We start from the raw sequence: 22,317 nt of genomic DNA, 5'->3' as shown, positions 1-22,317 counted from the left end.
AGTTAAGCTCTTCTTCGCTGATGATACTGCTCTTTGCAAGAGTGGTAAAGTAGGACGGTGCGGAGATGAGAGTGTAATGTGATGTGTTGATTCTGCATTACTTGTTTTATTATTCTGATATACCAAGAGGGGGCGGTATTATGTTTGATAAAGTTTTAGGAAAAGAAAAAAAGAATTGGCAACCTAATATTGATAGTGTTGTTCCCAGATATTTAGTCCACAAATCATTTGTAGGTGAAGTATTTTTAAGTGATTCTTGTAAAGATAGTGATGGCTCGTTTTTACTTTCAGCTATTTTTCCTCAAGCACATTGTTACTATAATGATTCTTCTCAAAAGATAGATGTTTCCTTGCTTTTAGAAGTTTTTAGGCAATGTTCTATTTATGTCTCTCATATCTTTTATTCTATTCCTTTAGATTTTAAATTTATATTTGATAGTGCTCATTTTAATCTTATTGATACACATTGTATTAATACCAAACACCAATATGCTATTGTAGTGGTAAAAGTAATTGAAGAAAAGATAAAAAGAGGAAATCTTAATGGTCTTATCTTAGAGATGAGTATGTATTGTAATACACAGCTTTGTGCAACAAAAATTATGGATATTTCCTTTTTGCAGCCAAAATTATGGCAAAAACTTAGGCATGTTGCTCAATATGTAGCTGTGGAACAAAATGAAATAGAACTTATTCCAAAAGAGATAGGAGGCAAAAAATTAGATAGTAATATTGTTGTTAGTGATATTGTGTGTAGTTTTGATTTATTTTACTCAACTATTGTTCCAAATACTAATCATCCTGCTTTTTTTGACCATCCTTTAGATCATATACCTGCTAGTCTTCTATTTGAAGCTTTAAGACAACATGCTTTAATAGTAGCTTGTAAATTATTGAATATACCCACTAATTGTTTATTGCTTGTAGAAGTTATTGCAGAGTTTAAGTCTTTTTGTGAATTTTTTAACATCAATCAATGTTACTCTAAGAAAGAAAATATAAAAATTAGAGATAATCAGTTTATTATTGATATAGAGGTTGTTGCTAAAGAAACTATTTGTGTTGTATCTCAATTAAAATTTTCTATTTTAGGGGGCAAAGATGATTAAGACTATTTGGTTTGATTTTGGTGGTGTCTTATCTCCACCAATCGAAGAAATATTTAATATATACCATAGTAAAACAGGTATTTCCCCAACCCAACTAAAAGAAGCTATGGCTGATGTTGCGAATTCAATGAGTATGCCAATGCTTGCACCTATTGAAAATGCAATATTAACAGAAATAGAATGGGGAAGTGCATTACGACAATCATTACAAAAGCTATATCCTAAGTTAGATACTACAAGGGCAGAATTAGAAAATTTTGGCAAACAATGGTTTGCAGATATTAAAGCAAATATGATAATGGTATGGCTTTTTAAACAACTCAAGAAGCAGGGTTATCAATTAGGTATATTAACAAATAATGTGATTGAATGGGAGAAAGAATGGCGAAAGATGATTGATTTAGATGAATATGCTGATTTTATCGTTGATTCTTGTAAATTTTCTTGCAGGAAGCCTGATAAAGAATTTTTTACAATAGCAGAGAAAATATCGGGTAGTGTAGGGTCTGAAAATTTGCTTATTGATGATGTCAAAGAGAATTGCTTTTCTGCTTCAGAAATGAAGTGGGCAACAATTTTATTTCATTCTAATATACAAGTGATAAAAGAGGTTAGGAAATACTGCAACTTTGATTTTCCTAGTATTAAAGATATTCCAAATTATGACTTTGTCCCTAGTTATAAGGTAATTTCTGAAGCTAATTCTCGGAGATTAGGGATTATTGAAATTTTAAGTGGACATCAGGCATATCATGTAACTAATTTTAAAGATGTAAGAGAAATTCTAACAAGTTCGCAATGTCTGCGAAAACCAACGAATGTAATAGGGGGTGCAAGTATTCTGCCTACACTTACACCTGATGAGCTTTTGTTAAATCTTGATGGTAATGCACACAAAAGAATGAAAAATTTTGCTATGAAATCTTATGGTGTAGCAAATATACATAATATCCAAAGTGATATGCTAAGTATTATACGAAAGTATTTAGAAAAATTTGGAGATGTAAAATATTTTGATTTGTTTCCTGCCTTAGATGATATTGTTATTGAAATTAATGCTAAGTTATTAGGTATAGATTTAGATATGTATAAACAAGTTTTAAAGCCTTTAAGTAAGGTAGTGCAACTTGCAGATAAAAATAACACTGATTATCTTATAGAAAATTTTACGCAACTTTATGAATATATTATGGATATGATAGAAGGAAAACAATCAATCCAAGAGAGTAGTGGTATTATTAACTTATGGATTCAAAATAGAGGCAAGGCCAATCCTCCTCTTACAGATAAAGAAATTTGCGGTCTGTTGTTAGGCTCGGTATTGGGTGGATATCAAAATGTTTTAACAGGGCTTTCTAAGGTTGTATATGTTTTGCTCTATTTTCCAATACTATGGAAGCTATTGCAAGAAGATAAGGCTTTAATCCCTGATACGATAAATGAGATTTTCAGACTAACAAACTTAGGCACAGCTTCTACTTTTCCACGAATTGCCACAGAAGAAATAAAGCTTTTGCAGGGGACTATTCCTAAAGATAGCGTGGTGTATCCCGATGCTTTTTTAGCAAATAGAGATTCTTCTGTTTTTACACATCCTCTGCAAATCAATCCTTTTAGGGAATCTAAAATACACTTGCAGTTTGGATATGGAGCTCATCATTGTATGGGTAGAAATCTAGCAGAGATTGAAATCCAATCTCTATTGCAAGAGATTCTTTCCATTTTTCCAAACTTAACCCTTGATACGAGCATAGATATACAATGGGATAATGGAGTAATTTTACACAGACCCAAAAGTATTCCTGTTATAAACTTTACTGAAAGGGAGAAATAATCCATGAACAAATCTTTAATGCTTTTTACTATTTTGCTTGCTGTGTTTGTTGTGCCAAGCTCCATTTCTGGCACTGCTATTGCTCTGCCTTTTATCGCTCAAGAGTTAGGGAACAACCCTGCACTTTTACAATGGGTTGTGAATGCCTTTAATTTGTTTTTTGCAAGTTTTACGCTCATTTGGGGAGCAATGGCAGATAGATTTGGGGCAAGAAAATGTCTAATGCTTGGTGTGTTTGTCTATGTGCTTGGCTCCTTGCTCTCTATCTTAGCACAAGATTTATGGCTTTTAAATATTGCAAGAGCACTTGCCGGGATTGGCGGGGCGAGTGTTTTTGCAAGTGGGGCAAGCTTGCTGATTAAAAACTTTCAGGACAAAGAGAGGGCAAAAGCCTTTGCATTCTTTGGGACAACAGCAGGACTTGGAATCACCTTTGGACCCACTATTTCTGGGCTACTTATTGATGTTTTTGCTAGCACTTTTATAGGGGATATGCTCATTTCTTATCGTGCTATTTTTGCCTTTCATTTTATTGTTCTTACTTTTGTTTTGTTCTTAGCTCCTGCTTTACCAAAAGATAATGCAGAAGAATTAGGCAAAAATCCTTTTGATTTCTTAGGTGGAGTTATTTTTGTTGCATTGCTGTTTTCATTTATGGCATTCATTACTTCTGTTGCTAATTTTGATAAAGAATCTCTTATTACTTTAATCATTTTTGTGCTTTGTTTGGCTCTGTTTATAGGGCAGCAAAAGTCTTTCCATGCAAAAGGACAAATTCCATTGCTAGATTTGGAGGTGCTTAAAAATAAAAGATTCTTTGGTTTTAGCCTTGTTACTATCATTGCTGGGTTTAGCTTTGTGGTGCTTTTGACCTATTTCCCTAGCTTTTTGCAAGTCGCCTTTACTTTTAGTGCTTCTATCTCGGGTTTATTTATGCTTGCCCTCACGACACCTATGCTTTTTTGCCCTCTTCTTGTCGCAAAAATGCTTAATGCTGGGTGGGATAGCAAAAAGCTTGCTCTTTTAATGTCGCTGTTAATGAGTGTTGGGCTGATTGCTTTAGCCTTTGTGATTTATTTTATCCCCTCACAATGGCAAATTTTACTTATTCTTTTGCTTTTATTTATTATCGGTGTGGGAATGGGGCTACACGCTGGAGGGATTGATAATCTTGCCTTAAGCAGTGTAGATTCCAATAAAGCAGGGCTTGCAGCAGGTGCGCTAAACTCTTGCCGATTAGGCAGTGAAGCTATTGGGGTTGCCTTGCAGGGTGCTTTTGTGCTACTCTTTGTGAGCCTAGTTGCTCCGATGTTAGGGATTACAGCAGAATCTATCCCTATGATTGCAAGTGCAAACCTTACTGATTTTGTTGGAGATATAACGCTTGGGGTTTTAGCTTATACCAAAGCTTTTTGTGCGGCGATTTTCTTGCTCGGGATTGTTTGTTTGGGGCTTTGTGTGGGTGTTTATAGGTTGCTTAGGGATTAGATAATTACGGATTTTGCATAGAGCTTGTGATTTTTTCCTTTTTACGTTTCATTTATTTGAAATTATTGAAAAAGATTTATAACCATTTAGGATTTGCAGTAAAGCTAACAGATAGCCAAATTTTATAACTTGGAATCGCAAGGGATTCTGTGATACGCTCTCTTATGTGGTCAAGCTCTTCTATGCTGTTTGGTTTAAAATTTTCTTTTGTTAGAATATTGACTTCTATCATATAGAATCGTCCGGATTTTGCAACATGTGTATCATAGTCTTTAAAGCTAAATTCAGCACTAATGCGCTCCATAATCTCTGTGATTTTATCATCAATTTCTGCTGGAGCAACCATGATTAAATCTTTAAAATTTGCGATAACAATGCGTGTAGGAGAAATACAAAGCAATAAAGAGAGTATCGCAAGCAAAGTAGGATCAACATAAAGTATAAAAGCAGCATTATTTTTTGGCAAAAAGTAAATGATTCCAAAAGCCATTAAAGCACCAAGATAAAGCACGCAGTCAATTTTCCATTCTGTGTTATCGACTTGAATCAAATCTGATTTTAGTATTTTTGTATAAAAAAATGTGTAGATAAATAAAATCGCACAAAATATGAATGCGCATAAACTATAAATCGCCGCTCCTCCTAATTCTACGGCATATCCTCCATGAATAATACTTTTTAGTGCATCAATAAAGGCATAAATACACACAAATACAAGCACAAGAGATTTAAAGAGATTTACCATTGGTTCAAAACGCACATAGCCATATTGAAAAATATCATCATCTTCTTTATAAATATAGCGTGAAGTAATTACACTTAATGCACCTAATCCAACACTAACAAGAGCGACAAATCCATCAAAAATTACCGTCATTGACTTTACAAGGATTCCAAAACTAATACCAAAGATTGCTAAGAGCAAAGCACTAAACATAGAGACTTTTAAGACAAATTGCTCCTTTTGGTTATCTATAATGGAATCTTTGGAGTTTGCGAGAATGCGCACTTGGCTATCACGTATGCTTGTGCCGTATTTTTTGTTTGAAATATTGCTAAAAAGATTCATTGGAAATTCTTTGTGCTTTTAGATACAAACCATTATATAGCAAGAAAATTAAAAAAGAATTAAGAAGCGTAACAAAGCCTAAAGGCAAGGATAGCAATCATAAACTCTTTGTTAAAGATTCTATATTTTGTAAATTCAACAAAAACATTTAGGGATTTTGCTATAATCTTTGCCTATTTTTCTTTTAGGAGCTTCGTATGTATCAAATGCTTTTATCTTTAGTGTTAGCAATTTTTGTAAGTTTTGGGATAAGTGGTTGCAAGGGTGATGAAAAAATAGTAGTCGCAACCGCAGCAGAATTTCCCCCTTTTGAGTTTAAAGAAGGTTCAGAATTTAAAGGCATAGATATGGACGTATCACGTGAGATTGCAAAGCGATTAGGCAAAGAACTAGAGATTAAAGATATGGAGTTTGATTCTGTTGTTAGTGCAGTAAGTAGCGCAAACGCAGATTTTGGTGCTAGTGGTTTGACGATTAATGCAACACGTCTAAAAGTTGTGGATTTTACAGAATCCTATTACAATGCAAATCAAGTTGTGATTATCAAAAGTGATAATGTGGTGCTTAAAGAAGTTGGGAATGACGCAGAAGCACTTATTAGCGCGATTGCTACGCAAGAAGGAATCAAAATTGGTGTGCAAACAGGCACAACAGGTGCGTTTTTTGCCAAAGGTGATAAAGATTGGGGATTTACAGGATTTTCAAATGCAGAGGTGAAAAGTTTTGTGAATGGCTCTCTTGCAGTTAGCGCGCTAGTTAATGGACAAGTTGATATTGTGATTTTAGACGAAGCTCCTGCCAAACTCATTTCTAAAGCAAATGCAAACACAGAAGTTTTACCTGCTTCACTGACACAAGAACAATATGGAATCGCAGTAAAAAAAGGCAATAAAGAACTTTTGGATTCTATTAATAGAGTATTAGATGCAATGCAAAAAGATGGGACATTAGAAGCCATTATGCAAAAATATTTCAACTAAAAGCCTTATTAGAGAATGGATAAATTAGAAGTCTTTTATCATCAACTTATCACGAAGGGTGGTTATTTTCTTGTCTTAGAAGGGATAGGGGTAACGATTATTCTTGCAGTTTGTGGTTTATTGATTGGTGTTGTGATTGGCACTTTGCTAGCAATTTTACTTACCAAAGAAGATAAAAACACTTTTGAGCGTGCATTAGTGATTATTGGCAAACTTTATGTAGGCTTTTTTAGAGGGACGCCAATTGTTGTGCAGCTGCTTTTTATTTATTTTGTGATTCTGCCGCTTTTGGGGCTTGCAGGAAGTAGCGCATTACTTGTAGCGGTTGTGATTTTTGGGCTTAATAGCGGTGCGTATGTGAGTGAGATTATCCGCGGTGGAATCTTAAGTGTAGATAGCGGACAAAATGAAGCAGCAAGGGCTTTGGGATTAAATTCTAAGCAGAGTATGCGCTTTGTCGTATTTCCACAAGCTTTAAAAAACGCGCTTCCAAATTTAGGCAATGAGTTTATCACGCTTTTAAAAGAAACTTCTGTGGCAAACTATGTAACTGTGCATGACTTAACTTACGCGTTTAAGACAATTGGAAGTGCGAGCTATGAATATATGATTCCTTATTTCTTTTTGGCATTTTGTTATTTGGTGCTTGTGATGGTGGCAAGCTTTATTGTGAAAAAATATGAAGGGAAGTTAAGAAGAAGTGATAAGCGTTAGAAATCTCTTTAAAAAGTATTATGAGCATACAAAGACGCAAGAAAAAATTGTCTTAAACGGATTAAATATTGAGTTTGCGCGTGGAGAAAAAGTCGTTATTGTCGGTCCTAGTGGAAGTGGAAAAAGCACTTTTTTGCGCTGTTTGAATCTTTTGGAGATTCCAAATAGTGGTGAGATTTGGCTAGATAATCAAAGAATCTCAAATTTAAGTGTCGAGCTTTATCCAGAGCTTGCTAATCTTAGGGGTAAGATTTTAGAAAAGAAAATCAAAGACTATGACAAAAAATATCGTATTGATATTAATTTGGCGCGTGCGAAAATGGGAATGGTTTTTCAGCATTTTAATTTATTTAACAATTTAACCGTTTTGGAGAATATCACACTCGCACCCGTGCAGCTAAAGCGCGCAACACAAGGAGAAGCAAAAGAAATTGCACTTGCGCTTTTGTCGCGCGTTGGTTTATATGATAAAGCGCATGAATACCCTTCGCGCCTAAGTGGGGGACAAAAACAAAGAATCGCTATTGCAAGGGCATTGGCAATGAAGCCAGAAGTTATGCTTTTTGATGAGCCAACAAGTGCATTAGACCCAGAAATGGTTGGGGGAGTGTTGGATTTAATGAAAAGCGTGGCAAGTGATGGAATGAGTATGGTTTGTGTAACGCATGAAATGGGCTTTGCAAGGGAAGTTGCCACGCGCGTTTTGTTTATGGAAGGTGGCAGAATCTTAGAAGACGCAGAGCCAAAAAGTTTTTTTGACCACCCCAAAAGTGAGAGATTGCAGTATTTTTTAAGCCACATTAGGCACTAAAGGAAAATTTATGAATTTAGCAGAACAAACAAAAACAATTTTAGAAATTTTAAAAAATGATTTTCCAACACAGCGTTTAGAACTTATTTGGAATCATAGAGATAAGATTCTAGCATGGTTAGAATCTCAAGAATTTAAAGAAAAATATGCAAATCACCCTTATCCTCCACTAATGAATCCTAAAGAAATCGTATGGGAGAAGACTGATGCGCGTATTGCTTGGGATTTAAATTTGCCTTTACCGCCTTTTTATCAAATGTTAGATTTGTGTCCGCATGGAACAGGACATGGAGCAATGTTGAGTATGCTTAGAACTGCGGGGGGGGGGGGAATTTTAGCATTTCTTATAGTGAAACTCCAACGCAAGCAGTAGAACACTATATATCACATTATACGCACTTAATCCAAAATAAAGAAAAGTTTAATGTTTTAGCTTTTGACTGCTATGGTATAGAAAAGTTTGGAAATACAAAAGATAGAGAAAAATATTTCGCTTTAGTTGGAGAAGAAGTGCCAGCTTTAATGTTAGTGCGAGACCCGATTGAAAATTTAAAACATGGTGCATTACCTTGTAGGGAACTCTTAGAGAATATCAAAGATTTACAAAGAGTCTTTACCTTATCGTTTGACTATCATTATTTTAATAAAATTTTGCGCTTAAGAGGAAGAGAATATGAACCACCTTTAAGTTTTTTGGGTTTAAAAACACAAACAGCAATTTGGGATTCTTTAGTCAATGCGCTAAAGCCAAAAGATTTGGTCTATGTAGATATGCAAGAAATTTCTAAAGAAAGAGCGTTTGAGACTTTAACAAAATTATCACAACATTTTGGTTTTAATGCTCCACAAGAAAAAGATAGAAAAATCTATGAGGCGAAGCATTTTAATGGAAATTTATTCTTTTTGTGGTCGAATCAACCATTAACTTTATGTGTCAATCGTAAGGATTTGCCTTATAAATATTCCAAAAATTCTAAAAAGAAAAATAATGAAAATTTCTCTAATGTGGATTTGCAAAATAGTTTTAAGATATATTTTATATTCCCTGAAAAAATAGAAGGTTATGTTGATATTGCGCAGCATTTTGAAGGCGAGATTAGAAGTCAAATTTGCGTATATATGCGAGAGGCTGAATTTAATGCGTTGTGTGAGGATGTGGAGCTATGGAATGCCACAAAAGAATATGTGAATGAATTTTTAGAATATTTAGAGACAGAACTAAAATTAGCCCAAAATGAGCGTGTTACTACGGAGCAAGTCCTTGAAGCATTGAGCAAAAATCAAGCGTCTTTACAAAGTTTGGAATCTGTTTTAGAGCCAGAGTTAAAACATATTAAAAAACATCGTCCAGATATTGTAGAGAGTTGGAAGTATTACAAAGAGTTTCAGAAAATGTGCAAAAAATCTTTAAAAAACAAGAAGTAATTTTAATTTTTCTCTTTAGCTTAAGTTTTTAAGGCATTTTTTATTACAATGCGAACGTAAAATTGAGTTTAAAAAGAGTGCAGTGATGAAAGATACACAAGCGGTGAATATTCCTGAGTTAAGCGGGAATCTTGATAGGGCGTTATTAGAAGATGCAATTAGGCAGTTTGGGACGCCATTGTATGTGTATGATTTAGAGAGAATCGCAGAGAAGTTTAATCAGCTAAAACAAGCTTTTGGCGGCAGAAAAACTTTAATATGCTACGCATTAAAAGCAAATTCTAATTTAAGTGTGATAAAAAAGCTTGCAAGCTTAGAGAGCGGAGCAGATTGCGTGTCTTTAGGAGAGATTAAGCGTGCGATAATGGTAGGGATTCCAAAATATAAGATTATTTATAGTGGAGTTGGTAAGCAAGATTTTGAGATTAAAGAAGCACTTAGTCTTGGGATTTTGTTTATTAATGTAGAAAGCAAAGAAGAAATGTTGCGTGTTGAGGCGTGCGCAAAAGAACTTGGGATTCCAGCTAGAATCTCTGTGCGTGTTAATCCAGATATTGACCCACAAACACATCCTTATATTTCAACAGGGTTAAAAGAAAACAAATTTGGTGTAGGGATTGAAGAGGCTAAGGGAATGTATCTATATGCGCATAATGCAGAGTTTTTAGAGCCTATTGGAATCCATTTTCACATCGGTAGTCAGCTAACAAAACTAAAACCTATTGCGGAATCTACACAGAAAATTGCAAAGCTTACACATAGTTTAATCGCTCTTAAAATGGATATTAAGTTTTTTGATATTGGTGGTGGAATCGGCATTACTTATAGCGATGAAAACACGATTAATCCTTATGATTATGCACAAGCTATTTTAGAAGAGTTGCGCGGGCTTGATATAACAATTATCTGCGAGCCGGGTAGGTTTATTGTTGGGAATAGTGGCGTGTTTTTAACAAAAGTGCTTTATCAAAAGGAAAATCAAGGAAAAAATTTTGTTGTTGTTGATGGGGCGATGAATGATTTGATTCGCCCTAGCCTTTATGAAGCTTATCATCAAATTGTTGCCCTTAAGAATCCTAATACAGAATCTGCTAGTATCCAAGCTGATGTTGTGGGACCTATTTGTGAGAGCGGGGATTATTTGGGCAAAAACATTGTCTTGCCTGTTTTAGAGAGTGGAGATATTTTGGCAGTGTTAAGTGCTGGAGCTTATGGCTTTAGTATGGCAAGTAACTATAATACACGCCCTAGATGTGCAGAGGTTGCAATCTCTAGTGGGGAAATAAAACTTGTGCGCAAAAGAGAGAGTTTTGAGGATTTAATCGCACTTGAAAAGGATTATTTATAAGAATCGTAAAAACGATAATATATTAAAAGGTTAGTCGATGAATTTACAGCATTTTAGAGCAGAGATTGACGGGATTGATGATAGTATTTTAGAGCTTTTAGGGCGTAGAATGGAGATTGTTAAGCGTATTGGTAAAGCAAAAATGCAAAGCAATGCACCTATCTATCGTCCAGAAAGAGAAAAAGAAATTATTGACCGTTTGGATTCCAAAAAACCTATGCTTTTGGATAAATCTGCTATTGAAGCAATTTATTTGGAAATTTTTGCGGTTAGTCGGAATCTTGAATTACCAGAGAGGGTGGCTTATTTAGGACCTCTTGGGAGCTATACGCATCAAGCAGCAGAAAGCCGCTTTGGAGCAATGTGCGAGTATTTTTCTCATAACACGATTACACAGGCTATAAAAAGTGTTGAGAATCATCGTGCGAGTTATGCAGTGATTCCGATTGAAAATAATCAAAATGGAGCAGTAGGTGAAACATTGGATTTGCTTAAAAATACAGAATTAAAAATCGTTGCAGAAGTTTATATGCCAATCCATCATTGTTTTGCTAGCATATCACAGCGTGTGCAGGATATTGAGATTATTTATTCCAAAGATATTGCATTTGGACAATGTTCAAGTTTTTTAAGTGAGCATTCTTTGGACCATATCCAAAGGGTTCCAGTAGATTCCACAGCGCGAGCAGCACAACTTGCTGCGGAGAATCCCAAATGTGCTGCGATTTGTTCGCATATTGCAACAAAACTTTATAATGTTCCTGTTTTGTTTGAAAATATTGAAGATAATTCTAGCAATAAAACGCGTTTTATTATTGTGAGCAATTTTAAAAATCAGCGTTGTGGAAAAGACAAGACTTCTTTATATGCAAACTTAGCAAACACCGATAAGCCGGGCGCGCTTTATCATTTACTTTATGATATTAAGGATTTAAATATTAATATGACTTCTATTCAGTCGCGTCCTGTTTCTGGGGGTGATTTTAGCTATTGCTTTTTTATTGATATTGATGGGCATATTGATGATGCAAATGTGGCAGAGTTGTTTCAACGTTATCCTAATACTTTAAAATGGCTTGGCAGTTATTTAAAAAACTAAGTATAATACGTTTTATTTTTAAAAAAGGAGAGTGATATGGCAGAAGAAGAAGAGAAAAAAGCCTCGAAATTTGAGGGTTTAAAACAAAATAAAATGATACTATTTATTATTATTGGTGTAGTTGCGCTATTATTAATTATTCTAATTGTTGTTGGAATTTTGATTTTTAGTGGTGGCGATGAATCAGAGGCGGCGGGACAAGCAGCAGCTCCACAACAACAAAGTGCTGCTAATAAGGGAAGTGCTGCTAATCCAAATAGCAGTTTGCTAAGCGTTGGACCAATGTATCCCCTTGACCAATTTATCGTTAATTTGCTTGCTTCTGGAGGAGGAAAGCGTTATCTAAAGACTTCCATAGCATTAGAGCTTAGTTTAGCTGATATGCAAGCAGAGCTTGATACAAAACGTGATGTGTTGCGTGATACGATTATTACTGTTTTAAGTTCAAAAACTTTTGAAGAAGTGCAAACTGTCAAAGGAAAACAAAAACTCAAAGAAGAAATAATGGAACGCCTTAATGAGTTTTTAGTAGATGGTAGAGTTGTGAATATGTTTTTTACAGAATTTGTTGTGCAGTAATTTATGCTTTGTGTGGGAGTGGATATTATTAGCATAGAACGTATAGAAAAGTTTTATGCAAAGTTTGAAAAACAAGGGCTTAGGAGATTTTTAAGAGAATCTGAAATTGCTCTTGTTAAAACTCCACAAAGCATTGCAGGATTTTGGGCTGCTAAGGAAGCTTGCGCGAAAGCATTAAAATGTGGAATCGGAAAAGAGTTAGGATTCCATGATATTTTACTTTCAAAAAGCCCAAAAGGTGCTCCTTTGATGCAACTAACTGCAGAAAAATTAACGTATTTTAAGGTAGAAGATTTGAGCGTTTCTATTTCTCATGATATAGGATTTGCAATTGCTGTTGTTGCTGTGAGTGTGCAAAATTAACAACCTTATGATTTTATAATTTTTAAAAAGCTATAATCAGAAATTATTTTTAAGTCTTGAAAGGGATTTATGTTGCGTTTATGCTCGACTTCTAAAGTGCGTCAAGAGATTTTGCAAAGCTTTAAAATCCCTTTTGTAGCAAGTGATAGCGGCTTTGATGAAGAAACTTTGAATGCAGAATCTCCTAAAACATTTGCTTATGAAGCAGCACTTGGGAAGTATGCGAGCGCGTTAGAGTGTTATGGCTTAGAGATTCCATTATTAATTGCAGATAGTGTTGTGAGCTGTAATGGAATCTTGCAGCGCAAAGCAAAGAATGCAGAAGAGGCAAATGCGTTTTTGCAAGCTCAAAGTGGTGGAATTTTGAGTGTGATAAGCTGTGCAATTCTGCATTGTTCTGCATTCTATTATATGGATATGAGTGCAACACATCTTGTGCTTGAGATTTTTGATAAAAATGCTATGGAATCTTATCTAAAAAGTGGGCTTTGGAAGAATAAAGCTGGAGCTGTAATGATAGAAGGATTCCATAAGCATTTTATTAAAAAACAAATCGGAACAACTTATAATGCAATGGGGCTAAATATAGAAGCTTTGCTACCATTTTTAAAGGAAGCTGTATGAATACTACAATGGTTGCTGTTATGCTTGCGACTTCAATAGTGATTGGACTTATTGGTTTAATTGCATTTTTGTGGGGTTTGAAAAATGGGCAGTTTGATGATGAAAAAAAAATGATGCAGGGCGTTTTATTTGATAGCGAAGAAGATTTACGCCATATAGCAAATCAAAAAACAAAGGATGATAAATGAAAGAAATTTATAATATTGCAATTATTGGTGGTGGTCCAGGTGGAATCGCATCTGCTGTGGAATCGCTAATACGAGGGATTGAAGATGTAATTTTGTTTGAGAAAGGCGAAGGGCATTCTACAACAATCCGTAAATTTTATAAGGATAACAAGCGTGTGGATAAGGACTATAAAGGACAAAAGATTGAACTAAATGGAAATATTTATTTTTGTGATGGAACAAAAGAAAGCACGTTAGATCTTTTTGATAAGATTATTCAAGAAAATGGTGTAGATGCACGATTCCAAACAGAAGTAGAATCCGTAAATAAAGAAGGTGATTATTTTGTCATTCACACAACAAATAATCTTGCAATAAAGGCAAAATTTATTGTCATTTCTATTGGGAAAATGGGACAACCCAATAAACCGAGCTACCCGATTCCTAGCAGTATTAGAAATATTGTAAATTTTAATGCAAATAGTTGTGTTGATGGAGAGAGTATTTTAGTTGTCGGAGGTGGAAACTCTGCTGTGGAGTATGCTTGTGTGTTGAGTGAGACAAATCCTGTTATGCTAAATTATCGTAAAAAAGAATTTTCAAGAATCAATGAAATAAATCAAGAAAATCTTACGCAATGCTTCAATACAGGTAAAATTACACCAAAATTAGGTGTGGATATTACAAGTTTGGAAGATGACAATGGGAAGGTTAAAGTAAATTTCACGGATTCTACTAGCTTGGTTTTTGACCGCGTGATTTATGCGATTGGCGGAATGGCTCCTGTGGATTTCTTGCGCAAATGCGGAATCGCCTTAGATAGTGATGGTGTGCCATTGACAGATGAAAATCACCGTAGCTCTGTGGATGGAATTTATATTGCAGGGGATATTTTGTATAAAAATGGCGGTTCTATTGCTGCGGCATTAAACCATGGATTCCATATTGTGCAAGAAATTAAAGAAAGGCTTAATTGATTTAAACTTTCTATTATATAGCTTTAGATAGAATCACAAGCTTAAATCATTAGCAACAATTTTGAAGGATAAAAAATGGCAAGAAAGTGTTTTTTTACAGGTAAAGGTCCAATGGTAGGCAACAATGTAAGCCATGCAAATAATAAAACAAAAAAGAGAACTTTGCCAAATTTAAGAACAGTAAGAATTAAATTAGAAGATGGTAGAACAATGAAAGTTAGAGTCGCTGCTTCTACATTACGCACAATGAAAAAACACTCTTAATCCTTAGTTTTAGGATTGAGCTGTGGCTTTTGATAAGCTCAAAGAATTTCTCCATTGGGAGGGGACACAGAAACCAGATATTGATATGTCTGGGTTGCTCTATGAGCAATTAAAGCCTTTTAGAGCACCTTTTTTACTGCTTTTTGCAGGTTTGTTTCTTAGCACTTTAGGTTATGTTGTCGTTACAGATTATAGCTTAATTGATGCTTTTTTTCAGGCTTCTTATACTTTTACTACAACAGGCTTTGGCGCATTAAAAGAAAATGAATTTGATGGCTTAGATGTATTTTATACCGCAATTGTAATGATGGCAGGTTCTGCTGTTTTAAGCTTTTGCGTCATTAGCGTTATTGATGTGCTAAGTAGAGGCAAACTTATTCCAATTATTAAGGAACGCAACATGATTTATAGAATCGCGCGTTTAAAAAATCACTTTATTATTTGTTACCACAATGAATATACAATCCAGCTTTCCCAGCAATTTAGAGAAGCGCATATTCCTTTTGTGGTGGTGGATAATAATGACGCATTAGAGGATATTGCGCAAAAATATCGTTATCCATTTTTTATCAACGAAGATCCACATTCAGAAATTGCAATGTTAAAATGCCATTTATCAAGTGCAAGAGGCGTTATTACACTTTCTAGTAATATTGCAGATAATATTGCACAAATTGCTTCTGTCAGGCTTTATGAACGTGAGCTTGGACGAAAGCCCTATTTTATTATTGGTAACGCAAATACAAGTGAAGATGAGGAGAGATTAAAAAAATTAGGCGCAGATTGTGTTGTCTCTCCAACAAAGCTTTTTGCGCAGCGTGTTAATGCAATGGCAACACGTCCAGATATGGAGAATCTATTAGAAAGATTTGCTTACCAAAAGGATACTCCGCTTGATTTAGAAGAAATTGTTGTTCCGCGTTATTCTTGGCTTGTGTTAAAGAAGCTCAAAGAAGCGCATGTGCGTGAAATTACACAAGCTTCTGTTGTGGGAATCACACAAAAAGATGGCAAATTTATTTCTATGCCTAATGGTGATACACTTGTAACAAGTGAATGCAAATTGCTCGTAATTGGCACTTCGCATGGTGTGCGCTTAACAAAGCAGCTTATATCTAAAAAAGACAAACCAGAGGAGCTAAAATATGTTTAGTTTTTTCCCAATACATGGTGGAATCGCAGCGGCAGAAGGGTTTTATTGTGATGGAGTAAGTGCGGGATTAAAAGGCAATGGAAAGCCCGATATAGCCTTTATTTATGCAGATTCTTTATGTGAAGTAGAAGCACTTTTTACACAAAACAAATTTTGTGCTGCTCCGATTCTGCATTTTCAAGAATACGATAAAAATTTCAAAACGAATTTTGTATTGGTAAATTCTAAAAATGCAAATGCGCTTACAGGTGATGAAGGTGTGGCAAATGTCAAGGAAGTATTAGGGAATCTTCAGCATCAATTTCCTGAAATTTACAATCCGATTATGAGCTCTACAGGAGTAATCGGTGTGCAGTTGCCAAAAGAAAAAATTATAGAATCTTTCAAAAAATTTGATTTAGCAAAAAAAGAAGATTCTTGTGCCGCAGAAGCAATTATGACAACAGACCGCTTTAGCAAGAGCATTGCTTTTGAAGTGGTGTTGGAGGATAAGACAAGTTTTAGAATCGGTGCGATGTGTAAGGGTGCTGGAATGATTAATCCTAGCCTTGCGACAATGCTGTGTTTTATCACCACAGACGCGCAGATTCCAAAGTCTGATATGAAAGAGCTTTTACAGACTGCAGCGGAAACGACTTTTAATGCAATTAGCGTAGATGGCGATACTTCTACAAATGATACGATTTTGCTTTTAAGCAATGGAAAAAGTGGAACTTATGATAAAGAGGCTTTTTTGTTTGTTTTAGAAAAAATAATGCACAAATTAGCCACAGATATTGTGCGTGATGGAGAGGGTGCTACTAAGCTTGTCGCTTTTGAAGTTAAAGGAGCAAAGAGCAAAGAAGAAGCACAAAGAGCTGCAAAGGCACTTAGCCAATCTTTGCTTGTTAAAACTGCACTTTTTGGTTGCGACCCAAATTGGGGAAGAATCGCATCAACAATCGGAGCAAGTGGGATTTTATGCGATTCTAAAACATTAGAAATTTATTTTGATGAAGTGTGCGTTTATAAAAAAGGTTTCATTTATTTTGATAGCCAAAACGAACAAAAAGCTGCAGAAGTTTTGAAAAAAGATTCCTTTAAAATTACTTGTGAAATTGGTCAAGGAATGGAATCTTTTGTAGCTTATGGTTGTGATTTAGGGCATGAATATGTAAAAATCAATGCGGATTACCGCTCATAAAATAAAGGAAAAAGATTGTCTAAAATTTTGTAAAAATGGTAAGTATTAAGGCAATTTTATTTATAATCTATAATTAATTTATCTGTAAGGAGAGAATCTATGTTACATGAATATAGAGATGAAATTAGTGTTTTAAAGCAGGAGAATGCACATTTTGCTAAGATTTTTGACGAGCACAATGATCTAGATCAAAAAATTCAAGATATTGTAGAAGGTAGAGAACATGCAACAGATATGGAGTTATCAGAATTAAAACGTAAAAAACTAGAGCTTAAAGATGAAGCTTATGCGATGGTAATGCAATACATTAAAGAAAAACAATAATGATTAAGTTCTTCTCTTCTTTTTAGGAGAGGAGTTTTTTGTCTAAATCTTTTTTATGCTTCAGTTTCTTAGAAAATTAATTCAATACCGCACCAATCTTTAAATATTACTCAAATCATTTAATCAGTTCATCGCAATAAACTCTTAAAAAAGAAACAAGAAATGGATAAGATATTAACTCTATAGAAGTAAAAAACCTATTTCCTATACTTTTCTAATGCTTTAATGGTTAAATTTTCAAAGAGATGTTTTTCTTCTTTTACATTACTTTGTATCGCAACTTTGAGATATTTAATAAACATATCTTCTTCCATTTCTTCAAATATTGGGCTGTAAAGTTCTTTACTAATCAAACTAAGCACTAAAAGATTAATGAGTTTAATAGATTTTATAAGAGGAACTTGTGCGATAATTCCCTCCAAATCTTTTAGGGTTAAATCCTCATAAATATCATTAAATTTACTATTTTTTTGATGAGATTGTATTTCTTTAAAGCTTTTATCAAGTATTTTTAAAACATTTTTATAATCAAAAGTGTTTGTATTTGTGTGGGGCATTTGTTTTAAAAAGCTATCATCAAATTTTTTCTCTAAAAAATCATAGTCTTGTTTGGTGCTAATTAACTCTTGGATATTTTCTTTTTCATTAAAATTAATACTGACTTGCCCTCTTGGTCTTAGAGGCTCTTCTTCCTCTTGAGGTTGTTTTTGTAAGTCTTTAAGTATATTTTTTTGCTTAAGCATGTCCTCATCAATACTTTTTGGTTCTACAAAGCGCAATATAATATCGCCTATTTTAACAGTATCATTTAAGTTTATAATAGTCCCATATCCACCTTCCATACTAGAAAACGCATTGTTATAATAAACATTACAGTCTTCCATAGGGGTTAGTGCAAAGCATCCTTCTTCAAAAGTTATTTTAATATGCTTATCTTGAATTTGGTTTTGTGTATCTTGCAAACAAAAAGCATTGTCAATACTGCTCCCGATAAAGCCTCCCTCTTCATTGAAAACATGAGCATATTTCTGGCTTTTACAATCTTGTGTATTTTCAACAATAACACCAATTTCTTCTTTCTCCATATTATTCTCCGCCTATAATATTTTCTACAATTCTAAAATTTTCTAAAAGTTGCATAATAGTAGCAATATCGTTTTCACCATTTACTAACTCAAAATCAAAATATAATTTTTCATTATTATTAAAATTTAAAGTATATTTGCCATTATTTTTTACTTTTTTAATAAATTTATACCATGCCCATTCGCCTTTATAGGAATTTTCATAGCTCACTTGATAAGAACCATAATTATAAGCACCAAAATTTAAGATAGTAGCAGGCGTAAATTGGTCGGCTATAATATCAAGTTGTGTTTTTAGTGTATGGTCATATTTTATGGAATTATCCGCATAAGAAATATCAATATGTGAAAAGTCTGCACTTAAATCAAGAGCCTTGATAGTAAAATGCACCCTTATATTATCATTTTGACTTAAGATTAGATTAGACAGATTCGCAGTTTTTGTAATAAAGTTTAAAAAATTTTCAGAAAAATTTAATTTAGCTTTGTATCGCGGATTAGTAGAGTAGATATTTTTTCTTCTTATTAAAATATCGTTGAGATATTTTTTATAAAAACTATTAATCGTCCCATTTCTTCCAAAAAAGTTTTTAAAAGTATCTATACTAAGGTCTTCTAAACTATCTTGATTAAAAGGATAAAAAGGAGCAATGTCGTTTATAAAAGGCACATATACTTCATTTTTCCACGCAGCATTAAAGAGTGCGATTCCATTGTTTTCTATAAAATTCCAAGAATAAGCAGAGAGTATTGTATAGTATTGCCTTAGTTCAAAGGGCATTTTTTTGATGTCATTATCAAAAGTGGTAAATGGGTCGTCTGCTTCTTTTAAGTTAAGAAGAGCATAAGAGATTCTATTTTCCACGCTTAGATTGCTATTTGTAGTAAAGCTTATAATTTTATTTTTAACATCTGTAATATCTTTACTTAAAGTTTCCATTATGTTTTCATCGTTGGATTTTAAGCCCACTGCATTTGCTCCACTTTTTAATAAAGAATCTTCATTGGCAATTTTATGATAAGGAGCAAAAGCATTTGCAATATTTGTAAAGTTGGCTTTGATTTCACCAGCATTCAAACCTAGTTTGTATGCCTCACTTAATAAAAAAGCATCATTAATATTTGTATTCTTGCTAACAATATTAATCAAAGATTGAATCGGATTTTCTTTTTTTGCTAGAATATCAAGTTGATTAAGCATTGCTTCCTTGCTTTTATAATTTTGTGGCTTTAAAGAAGCAAGTAATTCTTGCCATTTTGCTTGATATTCACTTAGGTATAGCTTTAATATACCTAAGATAAGAGCGTTCTTGTTTTCTAGTGGTTTTGTATCATTATTTAACATCCACAATTCTATGTTAATCGCATTATCAACTTCTGCATTAAGACTGTTTAAAAAAGCTATCATTCCTTCTTTGGTATAAATTTTGTCCATAATAAACTGCTCTTTATTGTTTGCAAATACACTATTATGAGAGAATCCTAGATATTGAGTAATGAAGTATTTTTCTTTTGATTGATAGCTTTTTAAGAAATCTAACAAAATATAAATTCTTTGTGTTTGGCTAGTATTTTGGAGTTTTTCAAAGCTTGCAATAATGCTTTTTTCATTGATGTTAAAAGTATTGAAGTTTGTGTTTTTAAAGCTATCTACGCCATTTAAGAAATTTTCTTGTGAGATTTGATATTTTTCCAAGTAATTCCAATTTTCTCCAATCCATTTTTTTAATAATTGTGTATTGAGATACTTTGGCTCAAATAGGGATTTATACATATATAATGTTTTGATAATATTTTCATGATTAGCATCTGTTAATAGTATGTTTTCCATTTCTTTAATGAGGGTATTCTTTAGCACATCTTCATTGATGGCATAGTAGAAATCATTTGCTTGTTTGAAAGCTTTATAGGATATATTTAAGGTTGGATATTCCATTAAGCTTGGTTGATTGTTAAGCTCTGGGTAAGAGGATAAAATATTTCTTAGTTGTATTAGGAAGGCTGCTTTTTGTTCTATGCTCATTGTGTCATATTTTAGATTGCTTAATAATATTTCTAAAGAATTTAAAACAGCATCACTTTTTTTCCTTTCTAAATTATTTTTATCAATAAAATAATAAGAGGAGGAATAAGTCATAAGGCATACTATTATAGTGATACTAAGTAAAGCTACTCTTTTAAAAACACTTTTTATTTTACTTAAAGAATAGTCTTTAAAAATCACTCCCTCAAGAAGAGTTTTTACAAAATAGCTTTGATTATTGTAGATAGGGGTTGCTTTTGCGAGTGCTTTTTTAATGCTGTATTTTGTGCAGATTGTATCAAGAAGATAGTTTCTTGGTATATTTTCTTGATAGGCACTTACAAAATAGACTCCACGTAAATAGGAGCTGTTTTTTTGTGCATTTTCATTTTGCAGTTCAATAAGAAATTCACTAACTAATGCAAATAAATTATCCATTTGTTTTAAAAACCAATAAGTTTTATTTTTATCTTCAAGGGAATGCAAGTGCGTATTTTTACTCATAAAATTAAAAAATAGAGAATCGCTAATCTCTTTAAAGTTTTTATTTAGTTCATCAGGTCTTAATTTGTCTTTAAAAGATATTCCAAAAATTTTATGCGTAACTTTTTCATGATAGATTTCAAAAAATTCTTTCATACCTTCAATTAAATCAATTTTGGAAAATACTATATAAATAGGTAATTTTAAGTTTAATGTTTTTTCACACTCATGCACACGTTTTGTTAGATGTCGCATAAGATTATAAGAATACTCTTTGGGACTATTAATGAAATTTAGAGTATCTATTACTAAAATGATTCCATTTAGCTTACTATGAAAGAAGTTTTTATTTAAAAAGCCTAGAAAGTTTTTCCAAATGCTCTTTTTTAAAATATATTCCCTATTTTTGTCCAAATCATCTTCGGGCATCTCATCACTACTTTCTGGGTTAAAAAAGTCTTCTTGGGAAAAATAATTGCCCTCTGTGTCTAAAATTGCTCCTTGTTTTGAAATATATAGAGCGAAATTTTGTGTTGATTGGTGCAATTTTTTATAAGATTGGAGGCTATCACTCAAAGGACATTCAATATCAGAATAGTTAATAAAAGTGCTTTTGCCTGCTGATTCATTACCAATAATAATGACTAAAGGCATATTTTTAATTTTAATTTCTTTTTTCCATGTATCCTTAGCATCTTTTAGGGAAATAAAAAAATTTCTTTTTGCTCTATATAAAAATTCATCCGCTTCTTTTTGTAACATTTTTAATTTCATTCTTTTTTCACTCTTTAAAGAAGCAAAGAAATTAAATAATGGCTTTAATAGAAAAAATAAAAATATACAAATCCAAATAATAAAAATAATGCCAAATCTTAAATACGAGTTACTAAAGATATAAATGTCATTAAAAGCTATTAAAGAACCCCATAACCAAAATGCAAGACTTACTATAAGAAGAATACTTAATAGTAAAAGATATAAAAATAGTTTTGATTTTACAAAATTGATGATTCTGCTAAACATAATTATTAATTGTTCTCCGTAAATTTTTAACCACTAAAAAATATAAAATAAAAATATTCCCTACTTTTTTATTATTTTATTCTAAAAACATTAAAAAAATGCTAATATCTGTGCTTGTAACAATAATAAAATAAAAGGGAAAGGAGATTTATATGGCACAACCAGCCTATATCAAAATTGAAGGTGTAACTC

Annotated in this window: 22 protein-coding genes; 19 read left to right on the top strand and 3 right to left on the bottom strand. The window is 33.2% G+C overall.

All coding sequences use genetic code 11. The annotated features are described in order from the left end of the window. Positions 1 to 140: 140 nt before the first annotated feature. Genes LS70_RS09370 through LS70_RS09360 form a run of 3 tightly spaced genes read left to right on the top strand, consistent with a single transcriptional unit; the run spans position 141 to position 4,431 of the window. Positions 141 to 1,109 (top strand): AfsA-related hotdog domain-containing protein, encoded by a 969-nt coding sequence (locus LS70_RS09370; RefSeq protein WP_138109436.1) that lies wholly within the window; start codon positions 141 to 143, stop codon positions 1,107 to 1,109. Next, positions 1,102 to 2,943 (top strand): cytochrome P450, encoded by a 1,842-nt coding sequence (locus LS70_RS09365; RefSeq protein WP_081949667.1) that lies wholly within the window; start codon positions 1,102 to 1,104, stop codon positions 2,941 to 2,943. The genes LS70_RS09370 and LS70_RS09365 overlap by 8 nt, the downstream gene beginning before the upstream one ends. A gap of 3 nt (positions 2,944 to 2,946) precedes the next feature. Further along, a complete protein-coding gene (locus LS70_RS09360; protein WP_052083271.1) occupies positions 2,947 to 4,431 on the top strand; it encodes an MFS transporter in 1,485 nt (494 codons plus the stop codon). 76 nt (positions 4,432 to 4,507) lie between these two features. Here LS70_RS09360 and LS70_RS09355 read toward each other — a convergent pair whose 3' ends face one another. Then, a complete protein-coding gene (locus tag LS70_RS09355; RefSeq protein ID WP_034287338.1) occupies positions 4,508 to 5,500 on the bottom strand; it encodes a cation diffusion facilitator family transporter in 993 nt (330 codons plus the stop codon). A gap of 197 nt (positions 5,501 to 5,697) precedes the next feature. Between LS70_RS09355 and LS70_RS09350 the strand changes: the two genes are divergently transcribed. The 16 genes from LS70_RS09350 to LS70_RS09275 all read left to right on the top strand — a co-directional run bounded on the left by LS70_RS09350 (position 5,698) and on the right by LS70_RS09275 (position 17,511). Then, entirely contained in the window at positions 5,698 to 6,480 is a 783-nt protein-coding gene (locus tag LS70_RS09350) for a transporter substrate-binding domain-containing protein (RefSeq protein WP_034287335.1), read from the top strand. 15 nt (positions 6,481 to 6,495) lie between these two features. Continuing rightward, positions 6,496 to 7,194 (top strand): amino acid ABC transporter permease, encoded by a 699-nt coding sequence (locus tag LS70_RS09345; protein WP_034287333.1) that lies wholly within the window; start codon positions 6,496 to 6,498, stop codon positions 7,192 to 7,194. Further along, positions 7,181 to 8,005 (top strand): amino acid ABC transporter ATP-binding protein, encoded by an 825-nt coding sequence (locus tag LS70_RS09340; protein ID WP_034287331.1) that lies wholly within the window; start codon positions 7,181 to 7,183, stop codon positions 8,003 to 8,005. The genes LS70_RS09345 and LS70_RS09340 overlap by 14 nt, the downstream gene beginning before the upstream one ends. 10 nt (positions 8,006 to 8,015) lie before the next feature. Further along, positions 8,016 to 8,378: a hypothetical protein gene (locus tag LS70_RS09335; RefSeq protein ID WP_138109435.1), complete on the top strand. Its 363-nt coding sequence runs from the start codon at positions 8,016 to 8,018 to the stop codon at positions 8,376 to 8,378. A 137-nt stretch (positions 8,379 to 8,515) separates the two neighbouring features. Then, entirely contained in the window at positions 8,516 to 9,430 is a 915-nt protein-coding gene (locus LS70_RS09330; RefSeq protein WP_034288042.1) for a DUF2972 domain-containing protein, read from the top strand. An 85-nt stretch (positions 9,431 to 9,515) separates the two neighbouring features. Further along, the gene (gene lysA / locus LS70_RS09325) at positions 9,516 to 10,778 is read left to right on the top strand and encodes a diaminopimelate decarboxylase (protein WP_081949700.1); all 1,263 of its coding nucleotides are present in this window, start codon (positions 9,516 to 9,518) and stop codon (positions 10,776 to 10,778) included. A 37-nt stretch (positions 10,779 to 10,815) separates the two neighbouring features. Continuing rightward, a complete protein-coding gene (gene pheA / locus LS70_RS09320) occupies positions 10,816 to 11,877 on the top strand; it encodes a prephenate dehydratase (protein WP_034288039.1) in 1,062 nt (353 codons plus the stop codon). Between the two features lie 36 nt (positions 11,878 to 11,913). Continuing rightward, positions 11,914 to 12,456, top strand: a complete 543-nt coding sequence (gene fliL, locus LS70_RS09315; RefSeq protein ID WP_034288037.1) for a flagellar basal body-associated protein FliL — start codon at positions 11,914 to 11,916, stop codon at positions 12,454 to 12,456. A 3-nt stretch (positions 12,457 to 12,459) separates the two neighbouring features. After that, on the top strand, positions 12,460 to 12,819 hold the full coding sequence (gene acpS / locus LS70_RS09310; RefSeq protein WP_034288034.1) for a holo-ACP synthase: 360 nt from the start codon (positions 12,460 to 12,462) through the stop codon (positions 12,817 to 12,819). Positions 12,820 to 12,888: 69 nt separating this feature from the next. After that, positions 12,889 to 13,443: a septum formation inhibitor Maf gene (gene maf, locus LS70_RS09305; RefSeq protein WP_034288032.1), complete on the top strand. Its 555-nt coding sequence runs from the start codon at positions 12,889 to 12,891 to the stop codon at positions 13,441 to 13,443. Next, complete coding sequence (ccoS, locus tag LS70_RS09300) at positions 13,440 to 13,631, top strand: cbb3-type cytochrome oxidase assembly protein CcoS (protein WP_034288029.1); 192 nt, start codon at positions 13,440 to 13,442, stop codon at positions 13,629 to 13,631. Before maf ends, ccoS begins: the two co-directional genes overlap by 4 nt. Next, positions 13,628 to 14,587 carry an NAD(P)-binding domain-containing protein gene (locus tag LS70_RS09295; RefSeq protein ID WP_138109434.1) on the top strand — a complete coding sequence of 320 codons (960 nt, stop codon included), beginning with the start codon at positions 13,628 to 13,630 and terminating at the stop codon, positions 14,585 to 14,587. The genes ccoS and LS70_RS09295 overlap by 4 nt, the downstream gene beginning before the upstream one ends. Positions 14,588 to 14,662: 75 nt before the next feature. Further along, the gene (rpmB, locus tag LS70_RS09290) at positions 14,663 to 14,851 is read left to right on the top strand and encodes a 50S ribosomal protein L28 (protein ID WP_034288023.1); all 189 of its coding nucleotides are present in this window, start codon (positions 14,663 to 14,665) and stop codon (positions 14,849 to 14,851) included. Between the two features lie 22 nt (positions 14,852 to 14,873). Further along, a complete protein-coding gene (locus LS70_RS09285) occupies positions 14,874 to 16,004 on the top strand; it encodes a potassium channel family protein (protein ID WP_034288020.1) in 1,131 nt (376 codons plus the stop codon). After that, a complete protein-coding gene (gene argJ, locus LS70_RS09280; RefSeq protein ID WP_034288017.1) occupies positions 15,997 to 17,187 on the top strand; it encodes a bifunctional glutamate N-acetyltransferase/amino-acid acetyltransferase ArgJ in 1,191 nt (396 codons plus the stop codon). Before LS70_RS09285 ends, argJ begins: the two co-directional genes overlap by 8 nt. Before the next feature lie 99 nt (positions 17,188 to 17,286). Then, on the top strand, positions 17,287 to 17,511 hold the full coding sequence (locus LS70_RS09275) for a YdcH family protein (protein ID WP_034288014.1): 225 nt from the start codon (positions 17,287 to 17,289) through the stop codon (positions 17,509 to 17,511). Between the two features lie 197 nt (positions 17,512 to 17,708). Here LS70_RS09275 and LS70_RS09270 read toward each other — a convergent pair whose 3' ends face one another. Next, positions 17,709 to 18,596 carry a hypothetical protein gene (locus LS70_RS09270; protein ID WP_034286956.1) on the bottom strand — a complete coding sequence of 296 codons (888 nt, stop codon included), beginning with the start codon at positions 18,594 to 18,596 and terminating at the stop codon, positions 17,709 to 17,711. A 1-nt stretch (position 18,597) separates the two neighbouring features. Beyond that, positions 18,598 to 22,125 (bottom strand): type VI secretion system membrane subunit TssM, encoded by a 3,528-nt coding sequence (tssM, locus tag LS70_RS09265; protein WP_034286954.1) that lies wholly within the window; start codon positions 22,123 to 22,125, stop codon positions 18,598 to 18,600. Positions 22,126 to 22,317: the final 192 nt, after the last annotated feature.

It is taken from the genome of Helicobacter sp. MIT 11-5569, from assembly GCF_000765695.2.
Classification (GTDB): domain Bacteria; phylum Campylobacterota; class Campylobacteria; order Campylobacterales; family Helicobacteraceae; genus Helicobacter_D.
The sequence above is the reverse complement of the archived record's forward strand: the minus strand, read 5'-3'. Positions and strand labels throughout refer to the sequence as shown.

Coding starts and splice junctions, on each gene's coding strand:
- LS70_RS09370 (WP_138109436.1), top strand. CDS start 141: ATGTTTGATAAAGTTTTAGGAAAAGAAAAAAAGAATTGGCAACCTAAT.
- LS70_RS09365 (WP_081949667.1), top strand. CDS start 1,102: ATGATTAAGACTATTTGGTTTGATTTTGGTGGTGTCTTATCTCCACCA.
- LS70_RS09360 (WP_052083271.1), top strand. CDS start 2,947: ATGAACAAATCTTTAATGCTTTTTACTATTTTGCTTGCTGTGTTTGTT.
- LS70_RS09355 (WP_034287338.1), bottom strand. CDS start 5,500: ATGAATCTTTTTAGCAATATTTCAAACAAAAAATACGGCACAAGCATA.
- LS70_RS09350 (WP_034287335.1), top strand. CDS start 5,698: ATGTATCAAATGCTTTTATCTTTAGTGTTAGCAATTTTTGTAAGTTTT.
- LS70_RS09345 (WP_034287333.1), top strand. CDS start 6,496: ATGGATAAATTAGAAGTCTTTTATCATCAACTTATCACGAAGGGTGGT.
- LS70_RS09335 (WP_138109435.1), top strand. CDS start 8,016: ATGAATTTAGCAGAACAAACAAAAACAATTTTAGAAATTTTAAAAAAT.
- lysA (WP_081949700.1), top strand. CDS start 9,516: ATGAAAGATACACAAGCGGTGAATATTCCTGAGTTAAGCGGGAATCTT.
- pheA (WP_034288039.1), top strand. CDS start 10,816: ATGAATTTACAGCATTTTAGAGCAGAGATTGACGGGATTGATGATAGT.
- fliL (WP_034288037.1), top strand. CDS start 11,914: ATGGCAGAAGAAGAAGAGAAAAAAGCCTCGAAATTTGAGGGTTTAAAA.
- acpS (WP_034288034.1), top strand. CDS start 12,460: ATGCTTTGTGTGGGAGTGGATATTATTAGCATAGAACGTATAGAAAAG.
- maf (WP_034288032.1), top strand. CDS start 12,889: ATGTTGCGTTTATGCTCGACTTCTAAAGTGCGTCAAGAGATTTTGCAA.
- ccoS (WP_034288029.1), top strand. CDS start 13,440: ATGAATACTACAATGGTTGCTGTTATGCTTGCGACTTCAATAGTGATT.
- LS70_RS09295 (WP_138109434.1), top strand. CDS start 13,628: ATGAAAGAAATTTATAATATTGCAATTATTGGTGGTGGTCCAGGTGGA.
- rpmB (WP_034288023.1), top strand. CDS start 14,663: ATGGCAAGAAAGTGTTTTTTTACAGGTAAAGGTCCAATGGTAGGCAAC.
- argJ (WP_034288017.1), top strand. CDS start 15,997: ATGTTTAGTTTTTTCCCAATACATGGTGGAATCGCAGCGGCAGAAGGG.
- LS70_RS09275 (WP_034288014.1), top strand. CDS start 17,287: ATGTTACATGAATATAGAGATGAAATTAGTGTTTTAAAGCAGGAGAAT.
- LS70_RS09270 (WP_034286956.1), bottom strand. CDS start 18,596: ATGGAGAAAGAAGAAATTGGTGTTATTGTTGAAAATACACAAGATTGT.
- tssM (WP_034286954.1), bottom strand. CDS start 22,125: ATGTTTAGCAGAATCATCAATTTTGTAAAATCAAAACTATTTTTATAT.